This window comes from Roseibium sp. (genome assembly GCF_965276855.1).
Lineage (GTDB): Bacteria > Pseudomonadota > Alphaproteobacteria > Rhizobiales > Stappiaceae > Roseibium.
The window spans coordinates 2,694,424-2,711,016 of sequence record NZ_OZ255700.1; the positions used below are offsets into that span (position 1 = coordinate 2,694,424).

Annotated in this window: 18 protein-coding genes; 14 read left to right on the plus strand and 4 right to left on the minus strand. The window is 57.2% G+C overall.

What is annotated here, in order from left to right; genetic code table 11:
- Nucleotides 1-31 precede the first annotated feature (31 nt).
- From ACQY4Z_RS12330 to ACQY4Z_RS12360, 7 genes are all read left to right on the plus strand, one after another.
- On the plus strand, nucleotides 32-781 hold the full coding sequence (locus tag ACQY4Z_RS12330) for an electron transfer flavoprotein subunit beta/FixA family protein (protein ID WP_008197339.1): 750 nt from the start codon (nucleotides 32-34) through the stop codon (nucleotides 779-781).
- Nucleotides 782-804: 23 nt separating this feature from the next.
- On the plus strand, nucleotides 805-1,737 hold the full coding sequence (locus ACQY4Z_RS12335; RefSeq protein WP_133952772.1) for an electron transfer flavoprotein subunit alpha/FixB family protein: 933 nt from the start codon (nucleotides 805-807) through the stop codon (nucleotides 1,735-1,737).
- Nucleotides 1,738-1,873: 136 nt separating this feature from the next.
- The gene (locus ACQY4Z_RS12340) at nucleotides 1,874-2,755 is read left to right on the plus strand and encodes a 3-hydroxybutyryl-CoA dehydrogenase (RefSeq protein ID WP_133952773.1); all 882 of its coding nucleotides are present in this window, start codon (nucleotides 1,874-1,876) and stop codon (nucleotides 2,753-2,755) included.
- 14 nt (nucleotides 2,756-2,769) lie between these two features.
- Entirely contained in the window at nucleotides 2,770-4,257 is a 1,488-nt protein-coding gene (locus tag ACQY4Z_RS12345; RefSeq protein ID WP_428521672.1) for an AMP-binding protein, read from the plus strand.
- A gap of 82 nt (nucleotides 4,258-4,339) precedes the next feature.
- A complete protein-coding gene (locus ACQY4Z_RS12350) occupies nucleotides 4,340-4,537 on the plus strand; it encodes a putative motility protein (protein WP_055673057.1) in 198 nt (65 codons plus the stop codon).
- Between the two features lie 294 nt (nucleotides 4,538-4,831).
- Complete coding sequence (locus ACQY4Z_RS12355; RefSeq protein WP_428521675.1) at nucleotides 4,832-5,116, plus strand: hypothetical protein; 285 nt, start codon at nucleotides 4,832-4,834, stop codon at nucleotides 5,114-5,116.
- A gap of 42 nt (nucleotides 5,117-5,158) precedes the next feature.
- Entirely contained in the window at nucleotides 5,159-5,371 is a 213-nt protein-coding gene (locus ACQY4Z_RS12360; RefSeq protein ID WP_008196545.1) for a hypothetical protein, read from the plus strand.
- Nucleotides 5,372-5,429: 58 nt separating this feature from the next.
- Here the strand turns inward: ACQY4Z_RS12360 and tlpA are convergent, their stop codons facing one another.
- A complete protein-coding gene (gene tlpA, locus ACQY4Z_RS12365) occupies nucleotides 5,430-6,092 on the minus strand; it encodes a thiol:disulfide interchange protein TlpA (RefSeq protein ID WP_428521677.1) in 663 nt (220 codons plus the stop codon).
- 41 nt (nucleotides 6,093-6,133) lie between these two features.
- Between tlpA and argH the strand changes: the two genes are divergently transcribed.
- From argH to ACQY4Z_RS12385, 4 genes are all read left to right on the plus strand, one after another.
- Nucleotides 6,134-7,519 carry an argininosuccinate lyase gene (gene argH, locus ACQY4Z_RS12370; RefSeq protein WP_008190438.1) on the plus strand — a complete coding sequence of 462 codons (1,386 nt, stop codon included), beginning with the start codon at nucleotides 6,134-6,136 and terminating at the stop codon, nucleotides 7,517-7,519.
- A gap of 102 nt (nucleotides 7,520-7,621) precedes the next feature.
- Nucleotides 7,622-7,846: an LPS translocon maturation chaperone LptM gene (gene lptM, locus ACQY4Z_RS12375; RefSeq protein WP_428521680.1), complete on the plus strand. Its 225-nt coding sequence runs from the start codon at nucleotides 7,622-7,624 to the stop codon at nucleotides 7,844-7,846.
- A gap of 48 nt (nucleotides 7,847-7,894) precedes the next feature.
- A complete protein-coding gene (lysA, locus tag ACQY4Z_RS12380; protein ID WP_428521682.1) occupies nucleotides 7,895-9,169 on the plus strand; it encodes a diaminopimelate decarboxylase in 1,275 nt (424 codons plus the stop codon).
- 132 nt (nucleotides 9,170-9,301) lie between these two features.
- Nucleotides 9,302-11,899 carry a TIGR02302 family protein gene (locus ACQY4Z_RS12385; protein ID WP_428521684.1) on the plus strand — a complete coding sequence of 866 codons (2,598 nt, stop codon included), beginning with the start codon at nucleotides 9,302-9,304 and terminating at the stop codon, nucleotides 11,897-11,899.
- 77 nt (nucleotides 11,900-11,976) lie between these two features.
- Here ACQY4Z_RS12385 and ACQY4Z_RS12390 read toward each other — a convergent pair whose 3' ends face one another.
- From ACQY4Z_RS12390 to ACQY4Z_RS12400, 3 genes are read right to left on the minus strand one after another with little or no spacing between them, the layout of a single operon-like run.
- Entirely contained in the window at nucleotides 11,977-12,372 is a 396-nt protein-coding gene (locus ACQY4Z_RS12390) for a response regulator (RefSeq protein WP_008196491.1), read from the minus strand.
- A gap of 2 nt (nucleotides 12,373-12,374) precedes the next feature.
- Nucleotides 12,375-12,935, minus strand: coding sequence for a hypoxanthine phosphoribosyltransferase (gene hpt, locus ACQY4Z_RS12395; RefSeq protein ID WP_409686456.1), 561 nt, complete (start codon nucleotides 12,933-12,935; stop codon nucleotides 12,375-12,377).
- A 2-nt stretch (nucleotides 12,936-12,937) separates the two neighbouring features.
- Nucleotides 12,938-13,891, minus strand: coding sequence for a zinc-ribbon domain-containing protein (locus tag ACQY4Z_RS12400; RefSeq protein ID WP_428521687.1), 954 nt, complete (start codon nucleotides 13,889-13,891; stop codon nucleotides 12,938-12,940).
- A gap of 196 nt (nucleotides 13,892-14,087) precedes the next feature.
- On the opposite strand from ACQY4Z_RS12400, the gene ftsE reads away from it, so the two are divergent.
- From ftsE to ACQY4Z_RS12415, 3 genes are read left to right on the plus strand one after another with little or no spacing between them, the layout of a single operon-like run.
- Nucleotides 14,088-14,747 carry a cell division ATP-binding protein FtsE gene (gene ftsE / locus ACQY4Z_RS12405; protein ID WP_133952781.1) on the plus strand — a complete coding sequence of 220 codons (660 nt, stop codon included), beginning with the start codon at nucleotides 14,088-14,090 and terminating at the stop codon, nucleotides 14,745-14,747.
- A 7-nt stretch (nucleotides 14,748-14,754) separates the two neighbouring features.
- Nucleotides 14,755-15,795 (plus strand): cell division protein FtsX, encoded by a 1,041-nt coding sequence (locus ACQY4Z_RS12410; protein ID WP_428521689.1) that lies wholly within the window; start codon nucleotides 14,755-14,757, stop codon nucleotides 15,793-15,795.
- Nucleotides 15,796-15,848: 53 nt separating this feature from the next.
- The gene (locus tag ACQY4Z_RS12415) at nucleotides 15,849-16,580 is read left to right on the plus strand and encodes a YdcF family protein (protein WP_428521691.1); all 732 of its coding nucleotides are present in this window, start codon (nucleotides 15,849-15,851) and stop codon (nucleotides 16,578-16,580) included.
- The last annotated feature ends 13 nt before the right edge of the window (nucleotides 16,581-16,593 follow it).

The following is a 16,593-nucleotide window of genomic DNA, read 5'->3' on the forward strand; positions in this document are numbered from 1 at the left end:
GAAAGCCGGCCCAGCAAGAGGTTGAGACCAAATGAAAATCCTCGTACCCGTAAAACGGGTCATCGATTACAACGTGAAAGTTCGCGTAAAAGCGGACGGTTCTGGAGTGGATCTTGCCAACGTCAAGATGTCCATGAACCCGTTTGACGAAATCTCCGTGGAAGAAGCCCTGCGCTTGAAAGAAGCCGGCAAGGCGACTGAAGTTGTTGTTGTTTCCGTTGGTCCGCAGCAGGCGACCGAAACACTCCGTACCGGCCTTGCCATGGGTGCCGACCGCGGCATTCTGGTCAAAACGGACGAAACAACCGAGCCGCTGGCTGTTGCCAAGATCCTGAAGGGCATTGTTGAAGCCGAAGAGCCGGGCCTTGTGATTGTTGGCAAGCAGGCAATTGATGATGACTGCAACCAGACCGGCCAAATGCTTTCCGCCCTTCTTGGCTGGAGCCAAGGCACGTTTGCATCCAAGGTTGATCTTGGTGACAGCACCGTTGATGTGACCCGCGAAGTCGACGGCGGCCTTCAGACCGTCAAGTTGAAGCTGCCTGCGATCGTTACGACCGATCTGCGTCTTAACGAGCCGCGCTATGCATCGTTGCCGAACATCATGAAGGCAAAAAAGAAGCCGATCGACGAGAAGACCCCGGACGATTATGGCGTCGACATCACACCGCGTCTGACGGTTGTCACCACGGCTGAGCCGGCTGCTCGTGAAGCTGGTATCAAGGTTGGCTCCGTGAGCGAACTGGTCGAAAAACTCAAGAACGAAGCTGGTGTCCTTTAAGGACCGTCGCAGGAGGAAAGAAAATGACAACACTTCTTGTGGCTGAACACGCTGGTGGCGCTCTGAACGATGCGACATCAAAGGCTATGTCCGCTGCTGCGGCTCTGGGCTCCGACGTCCATGTTCTGGTCGCCGGTAAAGGCGTTCAGGCTGTGGCTGAAGCTGCGGCGAAGCTCTCTGGCGCTGCCAAGGTTCTGGTTGCTGAAAGCGATGCACTCGAGCACCAGCTGGCCGAGCCGATGGCTGACCTGATTGTTGGCCTGGCTGGTGACTATGATGCGATCGTTGCTCCGGCAACCGCAAACGGCAAAAACACCTTGCCGCGCGTTGCAGCCCTGCTGGACGTCATGCAGATCTCTGACGTTACCGCAGTGATCGACGCTGAGACCTTCGAACGCCCAATCTACGCAGGCAACGCGATCCAAACTGTGAAATCCGGCGATGCGAAAAAAGTCATCACCGTGCGGACATCCACGTTCGCAGCAGCTGAAGAAGGCGGTTCTGCCGCCATCGAAACCGTTGCTGGCACAGATGGCTCCGGCCTGTCCGAATTCGTTGGCGAGGAACTTTCCAAGTCTGACCGTCCGGAACTGACGTCCGCCAAGATCATCATCTCTGGTGGTCGCGCGCTGGGCTCTGAAGAAAAGTTCCAGGAAGTCATCATGCCGGTTGCCGACGCCCTCGGCGCAGCGGTTGGTGCATCCCGTGCAGCTGTTGATGCCGGGTATGCCCCGAACGACTGGCAGGTCGGCCAGACAGGTAAGGTCGTGGCTCCGGATCTTTACATTGCCTGCGGCATCTCCGGTGCGATCCAGCACCTTGCCGGCATGAAGGATTCCAAGGTGATCGTTGCGATCAACAAGGACGAAGAAGCCCCGATCTTCCAGGTCGCGGATTACGGCCTGGTCGCCGACTTGTTTGACGTTCTGCCGGAATTGAAGGCGTCAGTCGAATAAGACCTGCGGCAAATTGATCACGGACCCCGGGGTGAATGTCAGTTTTCGCCCCGGGGTTCTTGCTGTTCGGCGAAAGACTTGCCAAAAATAACGGCAATAAGCCCAGTCGGGCATTTTATTCAGATCGGATATTCAGATGGCAGTCGAAATCAAGAAAATCGGCGTGATTGGCGCGGGTCAGATGGGCAGCGGGATCGCACATGTGTGTGCGCTGGCCGGCTACGAAGTGGGATTGAGCGACATCTCAATGGAGCGCATCGAATCCGGCCTGGCATCAATCAACGGCAATATGGCCCGTCAGGTATCCAAGTCGATCATCACTGAAGAAGAGCGCACGGGCGCTCTGGCCCGCTTGAAGCCTGCCGAGGATGTGGATCTTCTGAGCGATGCGGATCTGGTGATTGAATCGGCTGTTGAAAACGAACAGGTCAAGCGCAAGATCTTCTCTCAGCTCTGCCCGATCCTGAAGCCGGAAGCCATCCTGGCGACCAATACATCCTCGATTTCCATCACGCGGCTTGCTGCCACAACCGACCGCCCGGAACGGTTCATCGGTATTCACTTCATGAATCCGGTGCCGATCATGGAGCTGGTGGAGCTGGTTCGTGGCATTGCGACCGAGGACGAGACGTTTGAGGCCTCCAAGAAGTTCTGCGACCGGCTGGGCAAGCAGATCGCTGTTGCTGAAGACTTCCCGGCCTTTATGGTCAACCGCATCTTGCTGCCGATGATTAACGAGGCGATCTACACGCTATATGAGGGCGTTGGCTCGGTTGAATCCATCGACAAGGCAATGAAACTTGGTGCCAACCACCCGATGGGGCCCCTGCAGCTGGCGGATTTCATCGGCCTCGACACCTGCCTGTCGATCATGCAGGTGCTCTATGAAGGTCTTGCCGACACCAAGTACCGTCCGTGTCCGCTTCTGGTGAAATATGTCGAAGCTGGCTGGCTTGGCCGCAAGACACAGCGCGGTTTCTACGACTACCGCGGTGAGGTTCCGGTCCCGACACGTTAATCGGTCCCGACGCTGTGAATCTCACCTGCTATTGCCTGACCAACGCAAGTCCCGATCCGGACAAGATCGCTCTGGAGGTCATCGGTGTTGCGGGCGAGCGTCTGGAAACCTGGACCTACGCAGATCTGACGCGATCAATCCTCGCGGTTGCCAATGGCTTGAGGCTTGAGGGCTTTGAGCGTGGCGACCGGGTTCTCTTGCGCATCGGACACTCCAGTGATTTTCCGCTGCTCTTTTTCGGGTCCATCGCGGCTGGCCTCGTTCCCGTTCCGACCTCCGCGCTTCTTACGAGCACCGAAACGGATACAATTCTCTCTGACTCTGGTGCTGCAGGTGTTGTCCATGACGGCAAAACGGCCTTACCGCAGGCCGGGACCGCGCGGGTCATTGGTCCCGAGCGGATCGCTCAGCTCAAACAATCTGATCCCGGAGAATTTGAAAACACCGCGGCTGATGACCCCGCGTTTCTGATCTACACGTCAGGCACCAGCGGAACTCCGAAAGGTGTCCTCCACGCGCAAAGGGCTGCTGCTGCCCGGGCGCCGATGTATAAGGGTTGGTATGGCATTCATGCTGACGACCGCTTGCTCCACGCCGGTGCCTTCAACTGGACTTACACGCTCGGTGTCGGGCTGATGGATCCATGGGCCAATGGCGCGACGAGTGTCGTTTATGATGGCCCGCGCGATCCTCAGATCTGGCCCGAAATTCTGACTGCGAGCAATGCGACTTTGTTTGCGGCGGTGCCTAGCCTTTATCGGCGGATCCTGAAGTATGGTGAGGTTTCTGAAGGATCTTTTCCAAACTTGCGTCATGGTCTGACAGCCGGTGAAGCCCTGCCGGCGGCGCTCTATCACGCATGGAAGGCGCGCACCGGACGCGAGCTTTATGAAGCGCTGGGCATGAGCGAAATCTCCACCTACCTCTCCAGCAGCCCAACCGTGCCAGTGAAGCCTGGTTCGCCCGGGCGGCCTCAGACCGGCCGGAAGGTTGCGATCCTCGATGAAACTGCAGAAGGCGACAAGTTTGCGGCGCCGAACACGGCCGGTCTTTTGGCGGTTCATCGGGACGAGCCCGGTTTGATGCTCGGGTACTGGAACCGGCCAGAGGAAACACAAGCCGCTTTCCGAGGCGATTGGTTTCTGACGGGTGACCGGGCGCGCGCCGATGCAGAGGGCTACTACTGGTATGAGGGCCGGGCCGACGACCTCATGAATGCGTTTGGCTATCGCGTTGCGCCGGAAGAAGTGGAACGCACCTTGGTCGCGCATCCGGCAGTTTCTGAAGTTGCCGTGACAACGGTTTCCTCCGGGTCCGGGGTCGACTTGATCACTGCTTTTGTTGTTCCAGCGGACCCGGAGCACTTCGATGAATCTGATCTTGCTACTTTCGCGGTCGACCGATTGGCGGACTACAAACGTCCAAAGGTTTACCGGATCATTTCCGAACTGCCGCGCACACCTTCGGGCAAAGTGCAGCGCAAGGCGCTTTCTAAAAATTAAACTCGGAAAAAATGCCGTAAGTTTTTGTTAACGTGTGTTTAAGGCGGCGCGGTTAGTGTTTGGCTATCACTAGGAGACCGAGATGGACAGCGTTGGGATTGCCAACACATTTGTAGCCATGACCCAGGCCCAGACCGGCCAGGCGCTTCAGGCTGAAATGATGAAGATGGCAGCCCAGCAAGACGCCAATCTCGTGGCGCTTCTTCAGCAGGGCGCTGAGAGCCTTCAGGCCGCCGCCCCGCCCCCGGGTCTTGGAACCCAGGTGGACGTCAGCGCCTGATCAATTCTTCATTGCAGCCTTGTCCGCGCGTCAGCGGTCATTCCTTAACATTTTTGAAGAAACTCCCCATTCGGAACCGGAACCATGCCGGTTGCGGTTCTTGAGTTCCTTATTTCCTGACACGTGTCGCCAACCACCGCATCTGATAAATGCAAATCAAGTCAGTTGCTTAAATCTGATAGCTAAAATTTTAATCAATTTGTCTTGGCTTTAGTAGGCCTTCATAAGGCCTCATGCCAAGTAACTTGTTGTATTTACTTTATTTTCTCTGATTTCGGCACAATATGAGCCGTTGTGTTTTACGTAACGAACGGTGCCGTCATGCCAGAGGGAGTTGGATATGGGGCGTCCCCGGCATTCCAGCCTTCGTTGGCGGTGCCGAGAGGCGACCAGCTTGCGCAGCAGGCACAACAAATCAACGCGCGGCAGTCTGCAGTCGTCGCAGAGACAGTGCAGCGGCAGGCGGATTTCAGTTCAAACCGGGCCGAAAGTCTTGCCCGGGTCGCTGAACAAATCGAGCAGCGCGCACAGACAGATGCCGGCCCAGGGGTCGGCGATGTTGTGGACATAACAGTTTAGAACGCAGAGCGTTCGCCCATACAACGCCAAAGGAGATCCGATATGGCGAGTGTATCAGACAGCACCTCTTCATCTGCCGCCTACAGCGCTGCCGCTGTCCGCAGTGAACTGGCAACCAACGCGGTTCGTGATCAGAACGAACAAGAGCGTCAGGTTGCGCAACAGTTGGAAGAGTCACAGGCAACGGACGAGCAGGATCGGCGCGAACAGCGCCAGATCCCAGGCCTCGGCGAAGCTGTCGACATCACTGTTTAAAGAAACAGGCGGGATCCACACCCCGCCGATATGATCATTTGGTCAGACCGGTGGCGGATCACGCCTCCGGTTTTGTCATGGACGCATTGATCAAGGCCTTGGCCTCGCCGGAGGCCCATTCCGCCGGACCGTACATGGTTCCAACCTCGCAGCCGTCCGGGCTGATGAGGATTGTTGTTGGAAGCCCCGTGGCACGGGCGACTTTGCGCAAGTCCTTCAAAAGACCATTTTTGGCATCGTGGTAGTAGGCCAGGTTGCCAACCCCGATTTCTTCCAAAAATGCTTTTGGCTTTTCAGGACCGCCGCGGTCAAGATTAACCGCCACCACTTCAAAATCCGCGTTACCGAGCTCGGCCTGCAACTCATCCAGAGCGGGCATTTCCTTGCGGCACGGCGCGCACCATGTGGCCCACAAATTTAGCAACACGGTACGGCCTTCAAAGTCCGCCATGGTAATGGGCTGGTCATCCGGGCTCAGGAACGTCAGGTTACTGAGGTCCAGTGGCTGACTGGCCGGAAGGAAGGCCGCCACCTCACCTTTGGCATGCGGGGCCACCGCTTCTGCAGAAACAAGGGCGGCCGAACAGCTTTCGCCGCCGCCAATATTGCCATTTTGGCCGTTGATCACGTATAGAGCCGCTACAGCAGCCACTGCACCTGCGAGCCCCGCGGCATAGAGTTTCCGATTGGAGGACTTGGCAGGTTCGGTTGGCTTCGTCATTCGTTCACACCTCGCAAGGGGCGCCTTTCAAAGGACAGGACATGAGCAATCGCATGTGGGGAGGCCGGTTCGCTGAGGGACCGGACGCCATCATGGAGGAAATCAACGCCTCCATCGACTACGACAAGAAGCTATATAAGCAAGACATTGACGGCTCAAAAGCCCATGTGCGCATGCTCGCGGAAAAAGACATTGTGACGCGGGACGATGCCGACAAGATCGTTCAAGGTCTAGACACAATCCTGTCAGAGATCGAAAATGGCGCGTTCAAGTTTTCGAGGGGCTTGGAAGATATTCATATGAATATCGAAGCCCGTTTGGCGGAGCTGATCGGTCCGGCTGCGGGCCGTTTGCACACTGCTCGCTCGCGCAACGACCAGGTTGCCACCGATTTCCGCCTTTGGGTCCGCGATACGCTTGACACGCTGGACGCTCAGCTCACGGAACTGATGCAGGTTTTGGCCGAAAAGGCTGAAATTCACGCTGGCGACGTCATGCCCGGTTTCACCCACCTGCAGTCCGCCCAACCGGTCACATTCGGCCACCATCTTCTGGCCTATGTCGAAATGTTTGCCCGGGACCGGGGCCGCGTCCGGGATGCGCGCAAACGGATGAACGAATGCCCCCTCGGGTCTGCTGCCCTTGCCGGCACGTCCTTTCCGATCGACCGGAAAATGACAGCGGAAGCGCTGGGGTTCGATCGTCCGACTGCAAATTCGCTCGATGCTGTTTCCGACCGGGATTTTGTGATTGAAGCACTGGGTGCGGCGTCCCTGACAGCCATGCACTTGTCGCGCTTGGCGGAAGAAATCGTCGTTTGGTGCTCGGCTCAGTTTGGCTTCGTGAAGCTGTCCGACAAGTTCTCGACCGGCTCCTCGATCATGCCGCAGAAAAAGAACCCGGATGCAGCTGAACTGGTGCGCGCCAAGACCGGCCGGATCTATGGGTCATTACAGGCGCTTCTCGTTATGATGAAGGGTCTTCCGTTGGCTTATTCCAAGGACATGCAGGAAGACAAGGAACAGGCTTTTGACGGGCTTGCCAGCATCTCCCTCGCTCTGGCGGCAATGACCGGCATGATGCGCGATCTGGAACCAGTCACGAAGGCCATGAAAAAGGCTGCCGGCTCCGGTTATTCCACGGCAACCGATCTGGCTGACTGGCTGGTCCGGGTTCTGGGCCTGCCGTTCCGGGACGCCCACCACGTGACCGGCGCAATTGTTGCGATTGCGGTCAGCAAAGGCATCGAACTGCATAAGGTTTCTCTGGAAGAGATGCAGGGTGTTGAACCTAAGATCACCCAAGAGGTCTTTTCGGTACTGTCGGTCGACAAGTCGGTCCGCAGCCGGGTGAGCTATGGCGGCACATCGCCGGTAAATGTGCGCAAACAAGCGCGCCGCTGGTTGAAAGAGCTGGCCAAGGGCTGAACCCTCTTTCCATTTGCCGCATGACAGCCAAGACTGGTCTTGCCCAATCGGGTCTGTCATGCGAGGAGAAAGCAACAGGAACTCTTCGCCAAAAGGGCTGTAATGGTGACCACGCGCCGCATGATGACTTTCGCGATGACAGGACTATGTCTTGGTCTGTTGCTCACCGGTTGCGGCCGCAAGGGCGCTTTGGAAACGCCTGCGGCCAAAGCTCAACCGAGTCCGGCGGAGATTCAAGCCGAAACACAAGGCATTTATACGCCTGAACAACCGGCACCGACGGCAAGCTCCGGTGGCTTTATTCTCGATCCGCTGATCGGGAATTGACGGCCATCACAAGCACTAAGTGAACACCAATCTGCACGAGTAAGATCCTTGCATCATTTTGATTATAAAGGCGGTGCCCTGTTCGCAGAGGACGTGGCCATCGAGGAAATCGCCCGGGAAGTCGGAACGCCGTTCTATGTCTATTCGACCGCAACTCTGACCCGGCACTATGAGGTGTTTTCGTCCGCCTTTGCCGACATCCCGTCGCTCGTCTGCTATGCGATGAAAGCCAACTCCAACCAGGCGGTTCTGGCAACACTGGCCCAATTGGGCGCAGGAATGGACGTTGTATCGGAAGGTGAACTGCGCCGGGCGCGGGCAGCAGGTGTTCCGGCGAAGAAGATTGTGTTCTCCGGCGTCGGCAAGACGGAAACCGAGCAGGCTTATGCGCTGACCGAGGACATCCTTTGTTTCAACGTGGAATCTGAGCCTGAACTGCATCAGCTCTCCCGCGTCGCAACCCAGATGGGCAAGACAGCCCGGGTCTCCATGCGCATCAACCCTGATGTGGACGCCAAGACCCACGCGAAGATTGCGACCGGCAAGGCGGAAAACAAATTCGGTATCCCATGGCAGCGTGCCCGCGAGGTTTATGCAACCGCTGCAAGCCTGCCGGGCCTGAAGGTCACAGGCATCGACATGCACATCGGTTCACAGATCACCGAGCTTGAGCCGTTTGACAGCGCTTTTGCACGTTTGGGCGAGTTGATCACGGATCTGCGTGGTCAGGGTCATGCCATCGACCATGTCGATCTCGGCGGCGGCCTGGGCATTCCGTATGTCACCGACAACGATCCGCCACCGCATCCGGATGCCTATGCGGAAGTCGTGAAGAAGCATGTGCGCGAACTCGACTGCAAGGTGATGTTTGAGCCGGGCCGCATGATTGCGGGCAATGCCGGGATCCTTGTCACGCAGGTCATCTATGTGAAGGAAGGTGCCGACAAGAACTTTGTTATTGTCGATGCGGGCATGAATGACCTGATCCGGCCGACCCTTTACGAAGCCTATCACGAGGTCCGCCCGGTATCAGAGCCGGATGTGAATGCTGATCGATTCACGGCAGATGTTGTCGGTCCGGTCTGTGAAACCGGCGATTTTCTGGCCCAGAATCGGGATATGCCCAAAGTAAACGCCGGTGACATGCTGGCTGTTTATTCTGCAGGGGCTTATGGATCGGTGCAATCGAGCACATACAATTCACGCCTTTTGGTGCCGGAAGTGCTCGTAAACGCTGATCAATTCGCGGTCATCCGTCCGCGACCGAGCTACGAAGAACTGCTCGATCTCGACAAAATTCCCGATTGGCTCAAGACTTCTTGACATAATTCTCCGGCAATTAGTTGTTTGAGCAACTTGCCGGAGCGCCCCTGATGCCTCACTCTTATAAGGGTGGACAAAAGCTAGGAGCAGCAGGACGCTATCCGGCGGCCTTGCTTCTGTGAGCATCTGGAGGTGCCTTTGCACACCAATGACGACAAGCCGGATCCGATCCGGAACGAGTCCGTGGAACATGCTGGCTGGCCTGCCCTGATCCGATCACGGCTGAACCGTCTTGTTCGGCACAGCACATGGGCGCTGTTTGCCGAGCGTTGCTGGCGGGCCCTGTTCCCTCTGTTGATCGTCGTTGTTTTGTTTGTCGGCGTCTCTTGGCTTGGGCTATGGCTGGTCCTGCCGGTCTGGATGGGGCCGATTGGCGTTGTCCTGTTCCTGGGGGCCGCCATTTGGGTGTCCGGTGATCTGTTCAAGATCTCCTGGCCGACCCGCGGCGAAGCTTTGACCCGGGTTGAACAATCCTCTGAATATCGTCACCGACCGCTGACCACGCTTGAGGATGAACTGTCAGTCGGTGCCGGCGATCGCCAGAGTGAAGCAATCTGGATGCTGCATCAGCGGCGCACGGCACAGGCGCTGGCCGACATCCGCTCCAAAGGCCCGCAGCCCAAAGCCTACCGCCGTGACCCTCTCGCCATTCGCGTTGTCGCGGTGTGCCTTGTTCTGATCGGCTTTTTTGCAGCCGGACCGCAATTGAATGAGCGCTTGGGGTCTGCGTTCCGCAACCCGTTTACGACCGTTGAACCGCCCAGCCGCCTGGATGCCTGGGTGACGCCGCCGCTCTATACCAGCGAGCCACCAATCTATCTGACTGGTGAAAGCGCGCAGTTGAGAGATCCGGGCGCCCCTATCTCGGTCCCTGAAGGCTCTGTTCTCGTTGTTCGCACACAAGGTGCGAAAGAGCTTGTAATGACCTTCTCGGAAGGGGCTGAGGGCGAACCCGAAGTCATTGATCCCGCAACGGATGGGCCTCAGTCGAGTGCGCAGGCGGGGATGCTGCTTCCAGAAGAACGCCGGTTGACGCTTGAGACGACCGGTATTGTCGATCTGAAGTCTGGTAACGATCCGTTCCTCACCTTTGTCTTTGCCGTCCGCCCGGATGATGCTCCGGTCATCCGCCTGACGGACGACCCGGAAGAGCAGCTGAGCGGGGCGCTGAAGTTTTCTTATCTCGTCAATGACGACTACGGCGTGGTTTCGGCAGAAGCCCGTATCACGCCGTTGCCGGATCCCAACCGGGCTGACGGCCATGTGCCGCGCCCGTTGGCGGATGCCCCTATTTTTCCGCTTTCCCTGCCTCCGCAGGCTGGGACCGCGAAAACAGGCGAAACAATCCGGGATCTGACATCTCACCCCTGGGCCGGGTCTGAAGTGGATTTGAACCTTCTGGCGCGTGATCAGGCTGGACAAGAAGGCATCTCACCACACTACCGGATCACGTTGCCGCAACGCCGGTTCAGCAAACCGCTTGCGCGTGCAGTTGTGGAACAGCGGCGCAATCTGGCTCTGGATGCGCAAAACCATCCGACGGTCATCACATCGTTTGACGCCTTGATGCTGGCCCCGGATGTCTTCGACGTCCAGGCGCGCACCTATCTCGGAATGGACTTCGCCTATCGCCAATTGATCAAGGCGAATACGGACGAGGAGCTCAAAGCGCTTTTGCCATTGTTGTGGGATCTGGCGCTGTCCATCGAAGACGGCGATCTTTCCATGGCTGAGCGGAAGCTGCGCGAAGCACAGGAGGCGTTGCGCAAGGCGTTGGAAGAAGGGGCGAGTGACGAGGAAATCGCGCGCCTGACCCAGGAACTGCGTCAGGCGCTGAGCGAGTATATGCAAGCGCTCGCCGAACAAATGCAGCGCAATCCGCAGGCCATGCAGCCCTTCAACGGTGACCAGCAGTCCCTCAGCCAGCAGGACTTGAGCGAGATGCTGGACCGCATTGAAGAACTCGCCCGCACCGGGTCACGGGATGCTGCCCGTGAACTTTTGGCTCAAATGCAGCAAATGCTGGAAAATCTGCAGGCCGGTCGGCCGCAGATGATGCCAAACAACATGTCCAGCGAAATGATGGAGATGCTCAATGAGCTTGGCGAGATGATCCAACGCCAGCAGCAGCTCATGGACGACACCCATCAGTTCAATCAGGACCAGCAGCAACAGCGTCAGGGTGAGCGCCAGCCCGGTCAGCAGGGTCAGCAACAACAAGGGCAGCAGCAACAGCTCACGCAAGAGCAACTACAGCAGATGCTGGATCAGCTTCAGCAGGGCCAGGGCGAATTGGCTCAAAAGCTCCAGGAACTCATGGAGCAGATGAACCAGAACGGCATGGGTCAGAACCAGGCGCTTGGCGAGGCTGGCGAATCGATGGGCCAGGCCCAGGAGTCGCTCGGCGAAGGTCAGGGCCAGCAAGCGCTTGGTCAGCAAGGTGATGCGCTGGATGCCTTGCGGCGCGGCGCGCAAGGCATGACCGAACAAATGATGGGCCAGGGCGAAGGGGCCGGAAATCCAAGCGGACCGTCGCCGATGGACGAAGATCCGCTCGGCCGTCCGCGCCGGACCGAGGGTCCTGACTTCAACAACCGGGTTCAGATCCCTGACGAGATTGATGTTCAGCGCGCTCGCCGGATTCTCGAAGAACTCCGCCGCCGGTTCTCAGATCCGTCCCGCCCGCAGCTTGAGCTGGATTATCTTGAGCGTCTGCTGAAACGGTACTGACTTGAGTTCGGTATAAAGTAAGGCACAAAAAACCCCGCTCCTGGCGGGGTTTTTTATTCGATCATTGCTGTAAACGTTTAGGCGTAACGGCGGTTCGCCTGTGGCTGCACACCTGAGATTGCACCACGAACCGCAGCGCGAATATCTGCAAGAGAAAACGGCTTTGTGACCACGTCATGCACGAGAGCATCGAGCCCGCTGGCGCGCTCCCGCTGGTCTGCAAAGCCTGTCATCAGGAGAATTGGAAGGTTTGGGTAGTCTCGCGCAGTGTGAAGCGCCAATGCGATCCCGTCCATCACAGGCATTTTGATGTCGGAAAGGAGCAGGTCGTAGCTACCCTTTTCTCTGGTCAGGATCTCCACAGCTTCGCCGCCGTCCTCTGCCGGGTCCACAGTGTGGCCGTCGAGTTCAAGCGCTCTTTTCACGAAGCTGCGCACTGCTTCATCATCTTCTGTAAGAAGAATGCGAGCCATGCTCACTCTCCCGTCTTGCCGTCCGTTGCCTCCGCCTCTGGCGGAATCACGTAACCAATGAAGGGCAATTGCCTCCAGGCGTGCCCCATATCCATACCGTATCCGACGACAAACTTATCAGGACAGGTAAAGCCAACGTAATCAGCAGATATGGCAGCTTTGCGGCGCTCAGGCTTGTCCAGCAAGGCTGCGATCTGTACCGATTTGGCGCCCCGATTGATCAATCGATCTTTCGCAAACGCCAGTGTCCGACCGGATTCCAGGATATCATCCACGAGAATTATGTCCCGGCCGTTAACGTCACTTTCGACATCGCGCAATATGCGGATGTCCTGGCTTTCGGTGCCAGCTCCATAAGAAGATAGATGGATGAACTCCATCTCCGGTTCAAGACCCACACGGTGCATTGCGCGCACCAAATCGGCTGCGAAGATAAAACTTCCCTTCAAAACGGCGACCACCAGCAAGCGGTCCGGATCGGCTTTGGTGATCTCCCCCGCGAGCGAGGCGACCCGCTCTGCAATGGTGTCTTCGTCATAAAGCGTGAAAATGTTGGCTGTCATGGTCACTCGAGAACGATATTGCGCTGGTCGCGATCAACGAACCGCACCTGAATGTCGGAAGCTCCGGCTGGCGGATCCGCCAGAATGGTTCTGAACCGGGTTTCATCAAGGGCGTTCAGGTTTTTGGTTCGGGGTTCGACGGTCCAGGCATAAACTTCCTGAAAGTCTGCGCTTCGTATGGACAACCGGACCGCGGGGACGCTGTTTCTTTCTTTCTGTAGGTTTCGAATGGAGCCTTCTACTACAAGAACACGCCGCCCGTCTTCTACTTCCATAAATGTTCTGAGATTTCTGAATTCCAATCCACGCAAGTTCACATCCAGGCCAACCATGCTGTACAGGCTCGCAAGGTCCGGGGATTGTTTGACCAACGTATCGCGCATCAAAACCAGCATTACAGTCATGGCAAGCGCTCCGCCGAGCAGCAAGACACCTCCAATGCGCCGGTAATTCCGCCGCAAGAGCCAATCAATGATTGCGCCAATTCTATTGGTCCGGAACTTGTCGGGATTGACTATGATCTTAGGCCGCTTTGCCAGTGTCTCGATATCTGCGGATTTGGGATCGACGTCTGGTGCCGCTTCTGCGGCTGATTTTTGAGAGCCGGCCTCAGCCTTGGACGGCGATGTGTCCTTTATCGGTGGCTTGACGTCCGCAACCGGCTCTGGGTCGTCCTCTGCGGCAAAGTCATCCTGATCGTCTACGCCAGCATCAGCATCCGCGGCCCAATCTTCTTCGTCCTTGGCGGTGTCTGTTTTGTTGTCAGCCGCCGGCTTGCCGGGGCTATCGTCTTCCGCGGCATCCGCTTCGAATGCGGCCGTGTCCTTGTCTTCATCTTTGGGAGACACAAACCACCGGTTGCCGCACTTGGCGCATTTCACACTGCGACCCTCTGGCCCAAGGGCTTCAGGTTTAATTCCATAGGAGGTATTGCAGTCCGGACAGGTGATCTTCATCTGAGAAGACCTTTCGCCATGGCATCTTCAAACTGTGTCACAGTGTAATCGATCAGCGTGGATTCCGGCATGAAATATTGGACAACGGCCAGTGCGTTCGATCACGGACTTTCCACCGCATAGTGGACCTTTATATGTTTAATGCTTCGTTAACGGCGCGCGGTTAGCGTGCAGCCCATCAACAGGAGTCGCGGGCGTGATCCGTTTCGAAAATGTCGGATTAAGATATGGCATGGGTCCGGAGATCCTGCAGGACCTCACATTTCAGATCGAGCCGCAATCCTTTCAGTTTCTGACCGGGCCGTCAGGTGCCGGAAAAACCAGCTTGATCCGGTTGCTATTCATGTCTTTGCGCCCGACGCGTGGGCTGATCAACGTGTTTGGCCGTGACATGAGTGTGATCAGCAAGCAGGAACTGCCAGCCCTCCGGCGCAAGGTTGGGGTGGTGTTTCAGGACTTCCGTTTGCTGGACCATCTGACAACTTACGAAAACGTCGCCTTGCCGCTTCGGGTTGCCGGAAAGGATGAAGCTGAATATCGCTCCGATGTGATCGACCTTCTAAAATGGGTTGGGCTTGGCGACAGAATGCATGTATTACCGCCAGTCTTGTCCGGCGGGGAGAAGCAGCGCGCCGCGATTGCCCGCGCCTTGATCACCCGTCCGGAAGTTCTGCTGGCCGATGAGCCGACCGGCAACGTTGACCCGCCCCTTGCCCGGCGTCTATTGCGCCTCTTTATCGAACTCAACAAACTTGGAACGTCCGTTGTCATTGCAACGCATGATATTGCACTCTTGGAACAGGTGGATGCCCGGCGGATGGTCCTTGCCGAGGGTCGACTTACCATTTTCGATTAGGCTGGCAATGGCAGGGTCTAAAAAACAAGACGGCAAAAAAGCTCCGGAAGTTTCAGTCCGGCCGCAGCGGCAGACGGGCCGGCCCAAGAAACCTGCCCGCAAGCCCGCGCCGAAATCAAAATCGGCCCCAAAAGGCGATGCTACAAAACTCCGTCCCTCCGCAGCGATTGTACCGCCGCAGTCTGTGGCAGGGCGCGCGCTCACGCTCGTTGTTGCGATCATGAGTTTCCTCGCCTGTCTGACAGTTGGTGCAGTATCGATCGTCTGGGATGCCGCCGACGCGTGGCAAAACGACCTCGTGCGCGAGATCACAATCCAGATCCGCCCGACGGAAGGCGTCGATATGCTGCGCGAGATCGACAAGGCGGTTGCGCTTGCACAAGAGTTCTCCGGAATTGATAGCGTGCGCGCGCTTTCAGATTCCGAAACAAAGGCACTCTTGGAGCCGTGGCTTGGCGATGGTCTGCAGCTCGACGGCTTGCCGGTGCCGCGGCTTATTCAGATTACCATTGCAGATCCATCCCTTTTGAATCTTGAGCAACTCCGGGCGACCATCCGCCAGAATGTGACGGGCGCGAGCGTGGATGACCATTCGGTCTGGACATCCAGGTTGTCTGCGATGGCTGGAACGGTCGTTGCTGGCGGCTTTGCGATCATGCTGCTCGTGTTGGGATCCATGGTCCTCAGTGTTGTCTTTGCAACGCAGGCAGCGATGGCCGGAAACAAGGATGTTGTCTCCGTGCTCCATTTTGTCGGCGCAGAAGACACCTTCATTGCGCGGGAATTCCAGCGGCATTTCCTTGTGCTGGGCCTGAAAGGTGGCGTTTCAGGGGGGCTGGCGTCGATCGTTTGCTTTGTGCTTTTGGATATGATGACCCGCCAGGGCACTGGACAGGCTGGTTCCGACCAGCTCTCCGCCCTATTTGGGACAGTATCTGTGAGTTTGCCGGGCTACTTTGGCGTCTTTGGTGTCGTGTTTCTGGTCGCCGTGTTGACGGCAATGACATCTGGCCTCGCGGTGAAGGCACATTTGGCGAAAGTGGATTGATTTTTGCGTGAAAATGCCGCGAAATTGGCCGAATCATCTTCTACGGTCTCCTTATGACACAGGCAGATCCCGCGATTGATGCGGGCGGCAAAAACGGGACAACCCTGCCGGTCACCCGGCTCGACCCTGGCGGACATGCACCGGGGAGTTCCGCTTCTTGCGCCTCTGTGACGGAAGATGCACGGGAAAAACGACGTTTTGCTTTGCGAACGTTTCTTGTGGCGTGTGTCACCGTTTTCATCGTTGGAACAACGATCCAATTTGCGAACTTTGCCAACAGGGTCTCAACGGCAACCGTTCCTTTGAGCCCGCAAGCTGATGCGATCGTTGTTTTGACCGGTGGTCAGGAACGTGTCAGTGAGGCCGTCCGCCTGCTGGAAGAAGGCCACGCTGGCCGCCTGCTTATTTCGGGCGTGCATCCGGGAACCACACGCAAACAGATCGCTGTCGTCACCGCATCAGCGAAACCGCTGGAAGAAGGCAGCGTGGAGCTGGACCGGGTTGCGCTGAATACAGCCGGTAACGCAACCGAGACCGCGAACTGGGTTCGAAAGAACGGGTTCGATTCTCTCCTTGTGGTCACAAGCGCGTATCATTTGCCGCGGGCCACTGCAGAACTCTCCGGTGCGCTGCCCGATGTGACGCTGATCGGATACCCGGTCTTTGCAAAGGATCTTCAACTTGAAGCCTGGCACACAAAGCCCGCCACGATCCGTCTTCTCATCCGCGAATATGTGAAGTATACCGTCGCACGACTTCGAATTGCCGTGCGCAGTATGAGCTGAGCTCTTATCTGCG

Coding starts and splice junctions, on each gene's coding strand:
- ACQY4Z_RS12350 (WP_055673057.1), top strand. CDS start 4,340: ATGGACAGCGTTGGGATTGCCAACACATTTGTAGCCATGACCCAGGCC.
- ACQY4Z_RS12330 (WP_008197339.1), top strand. CDS start 32: ATGAAAATCCTCGTACCCGTAAAACGGGTCATCGATTACAACGTGAAA.
- ACQY4Z_RS12400 (WP_428521687.1), bottom strand. CDS start 13,891: ATGAAGATCACCTGTCCGGACTGCAATACCTCCTATGGAATTAAACCT.
- ACQY4Z_RS12335 (WP_133952772.1), top strand. CDS start 805: ATGACAACACTTCTTGTGGCTGAACACGCTGGTGGCGCTCTGAACGAT.
- argH (WP_008190438.1), top strand. CDS start 6,134: ATGAGCAATCGCATGTGGGGAGGCCGGTTCGCTGAGGGACCGGACGCC.
- tlpA (WP_428521677.1), bottom strand. CDS start 6,092: ATGACGAAGCCAACCGAACCTGCCAAGTCCTCCAATCGGAAACTCTAT.
- ACQY4Z_RS12360 (WP_008196545.1), top strand. CDS start 5,159: ATGGCGAGTGTATCAGACAGCACCTCTTCATCTGCCGCCTACAGCGCT.
- ACQY4Z_RS12340 (WP_133952773.1), top strand. CDS start 1,874: ATGGCAGTCGAAATCAAGAAAATCGGCGTGATTGGCGCGGGTCAGATG.
- hpt (WP_409686456.1), bottom strand. CDS start 12,935: ATGACAGCCAACATTTTCACGCTTTATGACGAAGACACCATTGCAGAG.
- lptM (WP_428521680.1), top strand. CDS start 7,622: ATGGTGACCACGCGCCGCATGATGACTTTCGCGATGACAGGACTATGT.
- ACQY4Z_RS12410 (WP_428521689.1), top strand. CDS start 14,755: ATGGCAGGGTCTAAAAAACAAGACGGCAAAAAAGCTCCGGAAGTTTCA.
- ACQY4Z_RS12415 (WP_428521691.1), top strand. CDS start 15,849: ATGACACAGGCAGATCCCGCGATTGATGCGGGCGGCAAAAACGGGACA.
- ACQY4Z_RS12390 (WP_008196491.1), bottom strand. CDS start 12,372: ATGGCTCGCATTCTTCTTACAGAAGATGATGAAGCAGTGCGCAGCTTC.